Origin of the sequence: Lysinibacillus sp. FSL P4-0201 (assembly GCF_038593425.1) — a bacterium.
GTDB classification, from domain to species: Bacteria; Bacillota; Bacilli; order Bacillales_A; family Planococcaceae; genus Lysinibacillus; species Lysinibacillus capsici.
The window spans coordinates 193,700-207,912 of record NZ_CP151995.1 but is presented as its reverse complement, the minus strand read 5'-3'; the positions used below and the strand labels follow the sequence as shown (position 1 = coordinate 207,912).

11 protein-coding genes are annotated in these 14,213 nt (G+C 37.5%); 4 read left to right on the top strand and 7 right to left on the bottom strand.

What is annotated here, in order from left to right; all coding sequences use genetic code 11:
• Positions 1 to 8 precede the first annotated feature (8 nt).
• From MKY76_RS01010 to tatC, 3 genes are read left to right on the top strand one after another with little or no spacing between them, the layout of a single operon-like run.
• Complete coding sequence (locus tag MKY76_RS01010; protein WP_054548900.1) at positions 9 to 1,721, top strand: GMC family oxidoreductase; 1,713 nt, start codon at positions 9 to 11, stop codon at positions 1,719 to 1,721.
• A gap of 28 nt (positions 1,722 to 1,749) precedes the next feature.
• Entirely contained in the window at positions 1,750 to 1,953 is a 204-nt protein-coding gene (tatA, locus tag MKY76_RS01005; RefSeq protein ID WP_048390784.1) for a twin-arginine translocase TatA/TatE family subunit, read from the top strand.
• An 11-nt stretch (positions 1,954 to 1,964) separates the two neighbouring features.
• Positions 1,965 to 2,810, top strand: a complete 846-nt coding sequence (gene tatC / locus MKY76_RS01000) for a twin-arginine translocase subunit TatC (protein ID WP_048390786.1) — start codon at positions 1,965 to 1,967, stop codon at positions 2,808 to 2,810.
• A 14-nt stretch (positions 2,811 to 2,824) separates the two neighbouring features.
• Here the strand turns inward: tatC and MKY76_RS00995 are convergent, their stop codons facing one another.
• Positions 2,825 to 3,640: a metallophosphoesterase gene (locus tag MKY76_RS00995; RefSeq protein WP_054548899.1), complete on the bottom strand. Its 816-nt coding sequence runs from the start codon at positions 3,638 to 3,640 to the stop codon at positions 2,825 to 2,827.
• A gap of 515 nt (positions 3,641 to 4,155) precedes the next feature.
• On the opposite strand from MKY76_RS00995, the gene MKY76_RS00990 reads away from it, so the two are divergent.
• Positions 4,156 to 4,863 carry a DNA-binding response regulator gene (locus MKY76_RS00990; protein WP_103117278.1) on the top strand — a complete coding sequence of 236 codons (708 nt, stop codon included), beginning with the start codon at positions 4,156 to 4,158 and terminating at the stop codon, positions 4,861 to 4,863.
• A gap of 48 nt (positions 4,864 to 4,911) precedes the next feature.
• Here the strand turns inward: MKY76_RS00990 and MKY76_RS00985 are convergent, their stop codons facing one another.
• The 6 genes from MKY76_RS00985 to MKY76_RS00960 all read right to left on the bottom strand — a co-directional run bounded on the left by MKY76_RS00985 (position 4,912) and on the right by MKY76_RS00960 (position 13,823).
• The gene (locus tag MKY76_RS00985; RefSeq protein WP_342557265.1) at positions 4,912 to 9,744 is read right to left on the bottom strand and encodes an InlB B-repeat-containing protein; all 4,833 of its coding nucleotides are present in this window, start codon (positions 9,742 to 9,744) and stop codon (positions 4,912 to 4,914) included.
• 17 nt (positions 9,745 to 9,761) lie between these two features.
• Positions 9,762 to 10,388: a tail fiber protein gene (locus MKY76_RS00980; RefSeq protein WP_048390792.1), complete on the bottom strand. Its 627-nt coding sequence runs from the start codon at positions 10,386 to 10,388 to the stop codon at positions 9,762 to 9,764.
• An 18-nt stretch (positions 10,389 to 10,406) separates the two neighbouring features.
• A complete protein-coding gene (locus MKY76_RS00975; protein ID WP_048390794.1) occupies positions 10,407 to 10,913 on the bottom strand; it encodes a GNAT family N-acetyltransferase in 507 nt (168 codons plus the stop codon).
• Between the two features lie 29 nt (positions 10,914 to 10,942).
• Entirely contained in the window at positions 10,943 to 11,338 is a 396-nt protein-coding gene (locus tag MKY76_RS00970; RefSeq protein WP_342557264.1) for a hypothetical protein, read from the bottom strand.
• Between the two features lies 1 nt (position 11,339).
• Positions 11,340 to 12,488, bottom strand: a complete 1,149-nt coding sequence (locus tag MKY76_RS00965) for a hypothetical protein (RefSeq protein ID WP_048390798.1) — start codon at positions 12,486 to 12,488, stop codon at positions 11,340 to 11,342.
• Between the two features lie 282 nt (positions 12,489 to 12,770).
• A complete protein-coding gene (locus tag MKY76_RS00960; RefSeq protein ID WP_342557263.1) occupies positions 12,771 to 13,823 on the bottom strand; it encodes a helix-turn-helix transcriptional regulator in 1,053 nt (350 codons plus the stop codon).
• Between the last annotated feature and the right edge of the window lie 390 nt (positions 13,824 to 14,213).

Below are 14,213 nucleotides of genomic sequence, written 5' to 3'. Positions count from 1 at the left end.
GATACAAAATGGCTAAAACATTACCGAGTGTAGACGTTGTAACAGTTGGTGTAGGTTGGACTGGCGGTATCGTCGCTGCTGAATGTGCTAAAGCTGGCTTAAAGGTAGTCGGTTTAGAGCGAGGTCAAAAGCGTGGGACCGAGGATTATTTAAATGTTCATGACGAATACCGTTATGCCATCCGATATGATTTAATGCAAAATCTTTCTAAAGAGACCGTAAGCTTTCGTAATGATCGCAATATGAAGGCATTACCAATGCGTCAGCTTGGCTCCTTCTTACTTGGAGAGGGTCTGGGTGGATCAGGAACACATTGGAATGGAATGACTTATCGATTTTTACCCTATGATTTTCAAATTAAGACATTAACAGAAAAACGTTATGGACCAAATAAGCTTGGACCAGATTATCTGATTCAGGATTGGGGATTAACATATGATCAGCTTGAGCCCTATTTCGATAAGTTCGAGAAAACAGCTGGTATTTCGGGTGATGATAAAAATAAATTTAGTGGAAAGCGTTCGAATCCCTATCCAACACCGCCTATGAAAAAAACGCCTATGCTTGCACAATTCGAAAAAGCTGCAACAAACCTGAAGCTAACGCCTTATATGGTTCCATCAGCTAATGTATCAGAGGTTTATAAAAACCCAGATGGCGAAACGATCAACGCTTGCCAATATTGTGGTTTTTGTGAACGCTTTGGATGCGAATATGGTGCAAAGTCGTCCGCAGAAATTACTGTTGTCCCTACAGCCCTGAAGACAGGAAATTTTGATTTACGCTTTAATTCCAATGTTGTTGAAATTTTAAAGCAGGGTAACAAGGCTACAGGTGTAAGATATATCGATACTGTTTCGGGAGAAGAATTCATTCAGCCAGCTAATGCTGTTGTATTAACTAGTTATGTCTTTAATAATGCCAAGCTATTAATGGTCTCTGACATTGGTGAAAGATATGACCCTACTACTGGCAAAGGAACACTTGGCAGAAACTATTGCTATCAAATTTTGCCTGGTGCTGCTGGGTTCTTCGAGGAACAATACAATACATTTATGGGTGCAGGTTCGTTAGGCATGTGTATAGACGATTACAATGGTGATAATTTTGACCATAGTGATTTAGATTTTATTCACGGAGGTAATATTGCACTTACACAGACAGGTACGCGACCAATCGGCTCAAATCCAACTCCGCCTGATACGCCTACTTGGGGACCAGAATTTAAAAAGCAATCTATTTATTACTATACACGTTCATTTGGGATTGGTGCGCAAGGAGCATCTATGCCACATAAGGAAAACTATATATCACTGGACCCTACCTATAAGGATGCTTACGGGCTGCCATTAACTCAGTTAACATACAATTTTACTGATCAGGATCGAGCTCTTCATAAATATATCTCTGCACGTGCAGCTGACATTATGAAGGAAATGGGTGCTAAAACAATTGTCCCTAACGCGGAAATTACCGATTACAATATCGTGCCTTACCAAACAACGCATAATACAGGTGGTACGGTGATGAGCTTAACACCAGAACAAGGGGTTGTGAATAATTATTTACAGCACTGGGATGTTGACAACCTTTTCGCAGTAAGTGCAGGCAACTTTGCACACAATAGTGGTTATAATCCAACAGGCACATTAGGGGCACTTGCCTACCGTTGTGCTGAGGGAGTCATCAAATACAGTCAATCAGGTGGTTCATTAGTATAAAAAAATTATTCTAAAGGAGGCAAGACTTATGGGAGGTCTAGGAGCAATTGGAGTACCTGGATTAATCATTATTTTAGTGATTGTATTAATTGTATTTGGCCCAAAAAAATTACCAGAAATCGGTGGAGCGGTTGGCAAAACGTTTGCAGAATTTAAAAAGTCTACTAAGGGACTTATGGATGATGAAGATGATACCGTGAAAAAGGTCGAAAAAAAATCTGATGCTTCGTAGGAGGGTTTCCTATGGATCCATATGAAGACGGAAAAAGAAAATATTTAAGCCCTCTAGATAAACCACAAGCCGAGCCTCCAAAGCCAGTGGAGGCTTTAGTTGAAATACCTACGGTAGCAATTGAAGAGGATCATGTGTCAGATGAACCCCTGATACCTGTTACCTCATTATTGGAGCATCTTAGTGATTTACGTAAGCAAATTATCAAAGGGTTAACGGTTTTTATTTTATTTTTCATTGTTGTCTTTTCTACTATTAATATTTGGTTTCCATTCATAACGCGAGGTCACTCACTCGTTATTTTAGGACCACTAGAAGTAGTTAAATTTTACATGACGATTTCAACAACTTTAGCTTTTGGTCTTGCAATGCCTTTCCTCGTCCACTTTCTTTGGAGCTTTATTAAACCAGGCTTAAAAGAAGAGGAAAGTCGCTTTTTAGGCCTCTATGCACCAATCATGTTAGTTCTATTTTTAGTAGGCGTAGCTTTTGGCTATTTCGTCGTTAACCCACTTAGCTATACATTCTTAGTAAGCATTGGGGCTACCAATTTCGATGTCATGGTATCAGCAAATGAATATATGCACTTTTTAATCATGACGACTGTACCGCTTGGTCTATTATTTGAGTTACCGATTGTTGCCCTATTCTTATCAGCCATTGGTGTACTGACTGCTGAATCCATGAAAAAAATACGAGGCTGGTCTTATATCGCAATGGGCGTAGGCTCCGCTGTTATCACGCCACCAGACTTTATAAGTCAGTTACTCGTATTAATACCGATGATTATTTTATATGAAATAAGTATTTACCTCGTTAAACGTATAGAACGCAAACAAATTGAAAGCACTGCGTAAATTTTACGCAGTGCTTATTTTTTCTTTAGATCCATCACAATAATTTCTGGTAGATTAAAAATACGATATGGTACTGTGCTATTACCCAACCCTCTACTAACTACCATTTTCGTCGCGCCTGCTTCGTAGACACCAGCTGTATATTTTGGGAACAGCCCCTGTCCTGGTGCCACAAGTCCTCCAAGCCCAGGAATACGAACTTGCCCACCATGCGCATGTCCCGAAAATACTAAATTTATGTGATAATTTACATACGTATTAAATAATTCTGGTCTATGTGCTAGTAACAACTTAAACATATCGTCTGGCAAATAGGCCGTTGCAATGTCCAGCATATCTTCTGTTGTTCTACCCATTAACGGATCCTCAATACCAACAATCGCCAAGCGCTCCCCGTCGCGCTCTAACACGGTCGATTCGTTGGCCATAATATGTACCCCTAACGATGACAGCGCCTCATAAATTTCATTCACCTTATTCGTCGCTACCTCATGGTTTCCTAGTACATAATAAACATCCGCTATTTTAACTAGTCCTTCCACTGCTTGTAGGCTTTGTTTTAAATTATAGCGATTACTATCGATCACGTCACCTGTGATAAAAATATAATCAGGCTTTGTATCCTTTACCTTAGCAATCAATTTTTGTTGCTTGTCACCAAAGACAGCGTCATGTAAATCCGAAACTTGTACAATGCGTAGCCCATCAAAGCTGTCAGGCACACTATCTGATTCAAACACATGTTTACTTACGACTAGCCAGTGATTGTTTACGTACAAAAAAATGACTATAAAAACAACAAAGAAGATACCATATAATAATTTTTTCAATCGCAATCGCTCACTTTGTGGCTACTTTTTTCAGAAATAATTCTGACTTTCTCATTATAAGCAAAAAACAGAGTGATTGTAAGTATATGCACTTTAAATACACAAAATGCACAAATACACTTAGCTTAAAATTTTTATCATTAGATTATATACACGCTTTAATCTATTTTTTGTTAACTATTGGCATGCTATACTATGGGTAGAAAGGCATATTTTATTATCCCCTCATAATACATCACGATATGGGAAATGCATCTCATTTACTAAAGTGCGAGAATACTAATAAACTTAAATCAGTTAAAGGAGAAAAGAATTGCTTTATTGTAAGTAATGATCCAGTTAGATTGGACGATAAATGTGTTTTACATACTAATAAATTACATAATTTACAGAATCGAATAATTTCAGAATCCAGCTTCCATTGCTACAGGCAAGTATAAAACTGATGACGAAAAATTTATTTAGTACAGTTGGGCTACATAATATTCTAAATTTAGATGATAAGAGGTGAAAAAATGTTGAAAGCCATCATAGTAGATGATGAAATTTTAGCAATCAATTTATTAGAAGCCACGTTACATGATAATAGCGATGTTACTATTATCGGAAAATTCGTAAATCCACTAGAAGCTATTGCAAACATCCCTACACTCAAACCTGATATTCTTTTTTTAGATATAGATATGGCCGAAATGAATGGTATTGAATTTGCTAGTAAGATTGCAGACCTTCCTTTTTTAATGGACATTGTATTTGTCACTGCATATGAACGTTTTGCAATAGAAGCTTTTAATGTACAGGCTGTTGACTATATTTTAAAGCCTATTGAGAAAGAGCGTTTAATGAAGACAATCAAGAGAATATCCATGCGTAGAAAGCAATTTCAAGTTAAAGCTGCTGTACACCACATAGAGGAAGAAGCTCATATAATAGAGGATTTTCACTTTCATGTTCATTCTGGAAGAGTATATATCGGTAACACAGCATTAGCCCTATCTACAAAGGAATTTCAAATTTTTTTCTTTCTAGCACAACGATCAGGACAAATTTTTCCCCCATCAGAGCTGTATAAGCTTATTTGGGCAGAGGAAAGTATCGGGCATACACAGGCATTGAAGGTTCATATTAGTAATTTACGAAAAAAGCTAGAATCCGTTGCTGGCCATAGAGCAAAGATTATAACAGTGAGGGGTTCGGGATATAAATTCCATTTCGAGCCATGAAAAAGAAGGCACTGCGATTACATTACGAATCGCGTACCCTCTTTTTGGTTATTTTTTTGCGGCTTCTTGAATCTCATAAAATGCCCAATGGTGTTTTGGAACATCTTTAAATAATGGTGTTTGATCTTCAATGAGAACTTGACGTTCAAACAGTCGATTTAATACCTTCACTGCTTGTGCACGTGTTAACAATCCATCTGGATTGAATGTATCTGCTGTTATTCCTGTCATAATTTCCGCTGCATTGACAGTATCAATTGCTTGCCTTGCCCAATGATGGACACTCACATCTTTGAATACTGCACTTTGTGAGGTTGGTGAACAGAAATCTGCATCAGGACGTTCTACACATTGCTGTTCTATCCAGCGGGCTGCCACTGTAGCCATCTGTGCACGCGTAATAAAGCCGTTTGGATTAAAGTTCGTTGCTGTAACCCCTTTAAACAGACCCTTTTCCTTCGCAAATTCGATTGCATCTTTAGCATCATGTTGGAATGTATCTGTATAGGTTGCCTTTGCTTGCGGTATGGCGTTACCTGTTAATTGACGAGCAAACATACTTGCCATCTGTGCCCTTGTAACAGGAGCATTTGGACGGAAGGTATCATCTGGATAGCCTTGAATGTAAGGTAGATGGGTAACACCCTCAGTAATTGGCTCCTTCACTTCTTCCTTCTCTGGTAAGTAGAGAATGGAGAAGGTGGAGAATTTATTCACCTCAAACTGTAAACCTATTCCCTTTTGATATTCTACAACCTTCCCACGTACAACTTCTTTTGTGCCATCACTATGCTCGATAAAGATCGCCAAATTGGCAAGTTGTTCATCTGTTAAATCTGTAGGCAACGGCAATGTTAATTTAACAGGACGGCTTTGCATATTAGTTTCGATGGTCATCGGACGACCAAGCAACTTTACAACCCTACCTTCTACCAATTGCTGCACAACGGTTTCTCTTTTGGCTTGTTCTTCAATCTCTAGCTGTTTATCATACTCTTTTATAGGAACCAGTCGGAAGTATAGATTCTCATTAAACATTTCCAATGAAGTTTTTGGCACTTCAATTCTAACGTTATCGGTAACAATTTCGAGATGGACTGCTCCATTTTGCAGAAGTGACAGCACATTTTTCGGAATGGACACTTGGACTTGATTTACTTGATCCTTCTCGTCTGGGATGATAATCCTTGCTTTATCATTCCCTTGTTCCTTTAATTTCCTAATTGTCTCTGTTGCGCTTGCTGCTGTTAATGTGACATCATCATTCATCGTGTTATCTACATTTTTTGCTCGTTTTATCGTTGTTTTTGAAACTACATCACCATTTCCAGATTCTACATCTACTACAATTTCCTCTACATTGGTTGAAGGTGTTGATGAACCTGAATCAGGATTTGGTGAAGGATCAGTATTATCGCCACCTGTATTATTACTAATCCATTTTGCATAGATCACTGTGTTTGCTGTAATTACAGTATTAAAGTTATATGGTGTTGTGTAGGCATTATTTGTATACCAGCCACCAAATGTATAGCCAGCTTTCGTTGGCGCTTTTGTTGGCTGACTTGCTTTTCCTTCGTGTACCACCATCTGATTGGAGACAGCACTACCGCCAGCCACATCAAAGCTTACCGTATGTGTCACAGTCACAGGATTCCATTTCGCATAAATCATTGTGTCTCCTGTAATTGCAGTATCAAAATTAAATGCTGTATTCCCACTACTGCTTGTGTACCAGCCGACAAATGTATGTCCTGCTTTCGTTGGTGAAGGTGGCTCCGTTGCTTTTTCTCCATGAGCTATTGTTTGTGCTGGGACTATACTTCCTCCGTCTACATCAAAGCTTACCGTATGTGTCACGGGATTCCATTTTGCATAAACGATTGTGGCTCCTGTAATTGCCGTATCAAAATTAAATGGTGTATTTCCCGTACTGCTTGTGTACCAGCCGACAAATGTATGTCCTGCTTTCGTTGGTGAAGGTGGCTCCGTTGCTTTTTCTCCATGAGCTATTGTTTGTGCTGGGACTATACTTCCTCCGTCTACATCAAAGCTCACTGTATGTGTCACGGGATTCCATTTTGCATAAATCGTTGTGTCCCCTGTAATCACAGTATCAAAATTAAATGGTGTATTTCCCGTACTGCTTGTATACCAGCCAACAAATGTATGTCCCACTTTCGTTGGTGGAGGTGGCTCCGTCGCTTTTTCTCCATGAGCTATTGTTTGTGCTGGGACTGTACTTCCCCCATCTACATCAAAGCTCACTGTATGTGTCACGGGATTCCATTTCGCATAAATCATTGTGGCTCCTGTAATTGCAGTATCAAAATTAAATGCTGTATTCCCACTACTGCTTGTGTACCAGCCGACAAATGTATGTCCTGCTTTCATTGGTGGAGGTGGCTCCGTTGCTTTTTCTCCATGAGCTATTGTTTGTGCTGAGATTGTACTTCCTCCATCTACATCAAAGCTCACTGTATGCGTCACAGGACTCCATTTCGCATAAATCGTTATGGCTCCTGTAATCGTAGTATCAAAATTAAATGGTGTATTTCCCATACTGCTTGTGTACCAGCCGACAAATGTATGTCCTGCTTTCATTGGTGAAGGTGGCTCCGTTGCTTTTTCTCCATGAGCTATTGTTTGTGCTGAGATTGTACTTCCTCCATCTACATCAAAGCTCACTGTATGCGTCACAGGACTCCATTTCGCATAAATCGTTATGGCTCCTGTAATCGTAGTATCAAAATTAAATGGTGTATTTCCCATACTGCTTGTGTACCAGCCGACAAATGTATGTCCTGCTTTCGTTGGTGAAGGTGGCTCCGTTGCTTTTTCTCCATGAGCTATTGTTTGTGCTGGGATTGTATTTCCTCCGTCTACATCAAAGCTCACTGTATACGTCAAGGGATTCCATTTTGCATAAACGATTGTGGCTCCTGTAATCGCCGTATCAAAATTAAATGGTGTATTTCCCGTACTGCTTGTGTACCAACCGACAAATGTATGTCCTACTTTCGTTGGTGAAGGTGGCTCCGTTGCTTTTTCTCCATGAGCTATTGTTTGTGCTGGGATTGTACTTCCTCCATCTACATCAAAGCTCACTGTATGCGTCACAGGATTCCATTTTGCATAAATCATTGTGTCTCCTGTAATTGCAGTATCAAAATTAAATGGTGTATTTCCCATACTGCTTGTGTACCAGCCGACAAATGTATGTCCTGCTTTCATTGGTGGAGGTGGCTCCGTTGCTTTTTCTCCATGAGCTATTGTTTGTGCTGGGATTGTACTTCCTCCATCTACATCAAAGCTCACTGTATGCGTCACAGGACTCCATTTCGCATAAATCGTTATGTCTCCTGTAATCGTAGTATCAAAATTAAATGGTGTATTTCCCGTACTGCTTGTGTACCAACCGACAAATGTATGTCCTACTTTCGTTGGTGAAGGTGGCTCCGTTGCTTTTTCTCCATGAGCTATTGTTTGTGCTGGGATTGTACTTCCTCCATCTACATCAAAGCTCACTGTATGCGTCACAGGATTCCATTTTGCATAAATCGTTGTGGCTCCTGTAATCGCAGTATCAAAATTAAATGGTGTATTTCCCGTACTGCTTGTGTACCAGCCGACAAATGTATGTCCTGCTTTCGTTGGTGGAGGTGGCTCCGTTGCTTTTTCTCCATGAGCTATTGTTTGTGCTGAGATTGTACTTCCTCCATCTACATCAAAGCTCACTGTATGCGTCACAGGACTCCATTTCGCATAAATCGTTATGTCTCCTGTAATCGTAGTATCAAAATTAAATGGTGTATTCCCACTACTGCTTGTGTACCAGCCGACAAATGTATATCCTGCTTTCGTTGGTGGAGGTGGCTCCGTTGCTTTTTCTCCATGAGCTATTGTTTGTGCTGGGACTGTACTTCCTCCGTCCACACTAAAACTTACAGAATACGCTTTAAGTGTAGTTACATTCACCATAGTATAGGCTGTTTTATTTCCTGCTGCATCCTTCACTATGATGTTAAAATAGTAGGTTGTATTTTGTAATAAATCAGGTATATCAAATGTTGCGATATCCTTTGAATAGTTTCCTAAAGCAATGCCATTTGTCTCTATATGACTAACTGTATCAATATTGTTACTTGTAGATTGATAGATTTGATATTCTAAATCTTCTGTAGAAGTAATATTATCTGTTGCTTTTAGCCAGTTTAATGTCACGCTATTATTACTAATATTCATAACATTAATAGATGGATTGCTTATTTCTGGAGGTATTAAATCTTCTGTACTCGTAACTGATGCACTTACATCCAAATGATAAATCCTCACAAATATATCTGCAACTCCATCTGTTCTACTAATTCTAATTTCATCGATGTTTTGCCATGGTTCCCCCGTTAATGGGACATCAATTTTTTCAAAAGGCATGTACTGATTTATAACTACAGCTCCGGTAACAAATGTATTATCTCTATATCCTTCTATTTTGAGTTCTACAATTTCATTAACCGCACTTTCTAATCGTAATGAGTTTAGCTTGAAATTTCCTTTAATGGACTTAATAGAAGCTGTAGTAACAATACCAGGGTAACCCGACATCCCTAAACTTTTATCAGTTGGATAAAAATCGTCAATATCATTGTTACTATTATTTGAATCATCCAAAGTACCATCAATTTTTAATAATGCAAATTCCCAATCCCCTATAATACGGGGATTTGTACCCACGCCGTCACTAGATTCAAAATCCTCGCTTGATGGAAAGGTAGTTGCTGAAACTCTTGGAACCTCCACAATTGTCATCGAAGAAAGATTTAGTACTATCATACAAATACACAGAATGCCTATCTTTAACCTAGAAAATATTTTCATCATAACACGCCCCTCAATTACTAAGGTCTCGGTGGATATAGTCCTTCGATACAAATAATATAGTTCACTGCTAAATAAGGTTGGCGATTATCAAATGAAGTACCACTACCTGTCTCTCCTATTATCCCACTAATTGATACATCACCAGTTACTGGAGCATCAAAGGACTTTAGAGTGCCGTTTGAAGTATTCTTACTATAAATATTAGCGTCCCTGCCATTAGAAATGCCTTTTCCGAGGGTACTGTTATCATCTGGAATATTAGTCGTACCATCATTATTTACAACGGGAATAGCAACAGTAGCATTAGCGTTTTTAAGGATACCACCTGCGCTACTAAAAAGATGATTGTGTCTTGGTAAATTATTTATACTTAAAGTCGTCTGCTCTGTACCACCCTTACTACCATTCGAATAAGATGATATTCCTGCATCTCTTTGTCCCCCCATATCGGCACCTACTGGAACGCGGCCATTAAGATTTGGCAAATTAAAAACCGTTTTTCCATCCCCTCCGTATTGGAATCCAATCACTGCATACAAAGCTTGGTATTGATTAATTTGTAATTGTTGTCCATTACAAAACAACCATCCTCTTGGAGCGTATGTTCCTGCCCAAGGTAAAATTACTCCTATAAATGCTTCCATAAATATCTCTCCTTAAGTTTATTTTCTCCAGTACATCTCAAATGTTGCTTCTTTATCCATTACAATCTTAAACCCTAGCTTTTTATATAACTGATAGGCAGCTATATTAAATTTAGCCACTTCAAGTTCCATGCCCTTCAAATAATGGGTTGCTTCCTTCATCATAGATTGTATAATATACTTCCCAATACCTTTGCTTCTCCACGTATGAAGGAATCCTATCCAAATTAATCGATAGTTTATATTTGTTTTATCAATGGTATATCTCCCGATTGGCTTCCCTTTATATTGAACAATTATCTTTTCTGCCCTTGGGAACATCTTCTTAGTCTGCACATTATCTAATTCATATTGTTGTTGTACAATACTTTTCCTTACATTTTCATCCTCTATAAAAGATAACTCCATTCGTGATTCTTCAAATATTCGATATAATACCGCTTGGTCTTCCTTTGTAGCGAGACGTAAGCTTATTTCATCAAAATTTATCAAATCGTCAGAAAAATCACATGTAATTCGTTTCATATTTATCACCATACAAATATTAATTGCGCTTAGGAGTTCTTGTTTGTAACAATGATGGAACGCACAAAGTTATGCCCTTTTTCCGGTAGTTTTTCCCAGCTATCTATATGAAATTGATGATCAGCCAAGCATTCAGCTCTATTTTGACTTTTTTGCGGTACGTCTAATGATAACGAGATAATACCATAGGATTTTTCACCTGGCGGTACCTTATCTCGCCAAGAGCAAGAACATTCATAGCCATTAGGCCCTGTTGAAGCCTTAATTCCTAAAGCCTGAATAGTTGTATTAGGCGGAACATTCATAGGCTCTTTGCCTTCAATATCCTCTGTATTCCAAATACCCCAAGTTCTCTCCTTATGAAAAACTTCTAATTCACGATCTGTTGCATTTGTTATCATTAATGAAAAAGTCCAAGTTGCCATTTTAATTCTCCCCTCCTGTTGTTACTTTTATCTTTGCATTATCCATAACATCGAATTCATGTGTACGGTTCAAAATTGCGTAATCCCATTCGGATGCTCCGATTAATGTTGTCACATTATCTTTATCAGTTCGATATAAAAGAATCATTTTACTAAAAATCCAAGGTACAACATCCATATCTTTATCGTTTGGTGCTTCAAATTCTCTATCAATTGACTTTCTTTCTGTTTGTTGTTGTTCTTTGGTCACAGAATTTAATATATTAAACTTCGCTCTTAATTCCGTCTGTAATTCTTGCTCAACACTCGCCTTCACTATCTTTTCTTCAGAAACTGAAGCTTTTTCCGAAAATTTCAGTGCGGTTTCAATCGTGCTAACCTTTTCTACTACTTTTTTACTTGTAGTCGATATAAACTGTTCATCTTTTACTTTTATTTTTCCTCTTCTAGTGACAGTTTCAACTTTTGAAGCATCTGCTCTTATGCAAGTAACCTCAACAGAAAAATAATCATTCACTTCACGCTTTTTCAAATAAAGGCTATCAAAATCTACATCATTAACCCCATCCCAAAGTTTTTTCGAAATTTTAAATATAGACGTTTTAAATATTGCTTTCTTTTCAAAGTTAACTCCACTAGGAATATACTGATTTAGATCAATAGTTTCTACATTCTCAACAACCTTTAATGTGTCTATTTTGGACCAATCTGTATATAAACTATTAGGTACTTCCTTTTTTCTAATCCTGTCCATCTTATTCGAAATCCGTATATCTCGAACAAAGTTATGTCCATCATGAGTAATACCCTTCCATTCATTCACTTCAAAATACCCATTCGCTCTGCAAGTTGCTTCATTGGGATTGTTATATGGCACATTAACATAAAGGCTTACAACACCATATGGTTCCTGCATATTTCCTTCATGATTCTTGTTATTATCCTTCCATGAACAAGAAAATTCGTAACCATTCGGACCAAAGGCAGATTTGACCCCAACGGCCTGTATTGTTTGTCCTGCTTTAATTGATTGGGGTCCTTTATCCTCTTCACCATTTGTATTCCAGTATCCCCAGTGCAATTGTGATTCCACCAATTCTAAATCTCGATCTGTGTCATTTGTAACGTTAAAACTAAATGTCCATGCCATAAGTGTGATACCTCCAATTAAAATATTTTAATATTCAGAAATTAATTTATGTAAAACAAATAATTCTTATTACCTAATAAAAAATCTAAAGGTTACATTTTTTTGGTTCTTTATAACTTTTTTTCATTATATTATAGGTCCATAGATTCCGCTATGAGTTCATTCCCTTTTTTAGGTTAATTTTTCTTAACCTTTTAACTTCTAATACAAATCTACTGATTAAAATGCTAATAAACAAAAGAAACTGCTAGAAAGATAGCAGTTTCTTTTGGTAGTCCACCTTTAATCTAATTGGAAGCGGGAGAAGATCTTCCATACTAGCTCATTTCGATTTGAGACATTTACTTTTTGAAAAATTACCTTTAAATGATCTTGTACCGTGTAGATTGAAATATCAAGATTATAAGCAATCTCTTTTGTAGGAATCCCTTTAATAACTTCAAATACTACTTCCTTTTCTCTAGGGGTAAGATTATACGCTGTTATTAAGAAATTGAGCATTTCTCTTGAGGATGCTTCATTTATTAATAAAGCAATTTGCTGTTCTTGTTGGCTTGTCAGCAAAAGTGATGCCCGAATAGCAATATAGCCTGTATCTTTGATAGGTACTATTAAAGAAGTATTTGAATTGTACTTGTCAGCAAGTAGTTTTGCACAGATAGCTTGAATAGGCTTAGGAACTTGAGTTTCTGCTAAACTTTCATACTTTCTTAAAATAGATAGCAATTCACAAGCTTTGGTATTACTTGAAAGAATTTTTAACCCTTTATCAAAAATAACAATGCCTTGTTCTCGTTCTACAGCTGGAATCCTCTCCTCAATAATATAATGATAGAACTTCTTTAATGATTCACCCATAATTGGCATCAGTCTTTTTATAAGCATCACATCTTGATCTTTAAATAAAGGCTGTTCATTTTCAGCTCTTTTGAATAGTGTTAAAAAACCATAGCATTGTCCTTGATAAATTAATGCAGCTCTTATTTCATCACTAAAACCATTGGGCATTAAAACTTCTCTATAGCGAAAGCTTCGACTTGAGGAATCGCTTAACCTGCCTATGTTTTGCCCACTTTGAACTAAGAATCCATATCTATTTACATCTTCTGTCGTATATTCCAATTCCATAATCTCCTGATGAATCGCCTCTATTGATTGTTCAGTAACTGCTCCTACCGAAAAAAGAGTATGTACATCCGTTAATGTACAGCAATACGCATCAAAATTTATATGTGTTCGTAGAGCTTCGATCATCAATTGACGATATTCAAACGAATTTTTGCTGTGCTTTAAGCATTGGTCAGATTTTCGTTGCCAATATTGTGCTTCCTTCATAAACACCTACCTCCCCCCAGAAATATGGGATAGTTCTTTTTTTCCGAAAGTTTATAATTGAGAATAATTCTTAATTGAATTGTACAGAAGTTCAACAAGTAGGAATACTATTTTGAAGAAAATTTTTACTTTTTATTTTCTTGCTAGCTACTTCCGTTATTAGTGGCTGCTCAGAGAAATCGTCTCAAGCAATTGTGGGTGGTGTGAATTCAGATTAAAGCTACTATTAGTGCCCCTAACTCGTCTGCTATTTTTCCAAGCATCCTGTTGGCAGAACAAAAGAGGATATTGAACTTATTACCTGGGAAACAGTAGATACCCTTTTAGCTCAAATACAAAAAAACCAAGCACAATTTATGGTACTTCCTCTTAATATGGGAGCTAATCTAT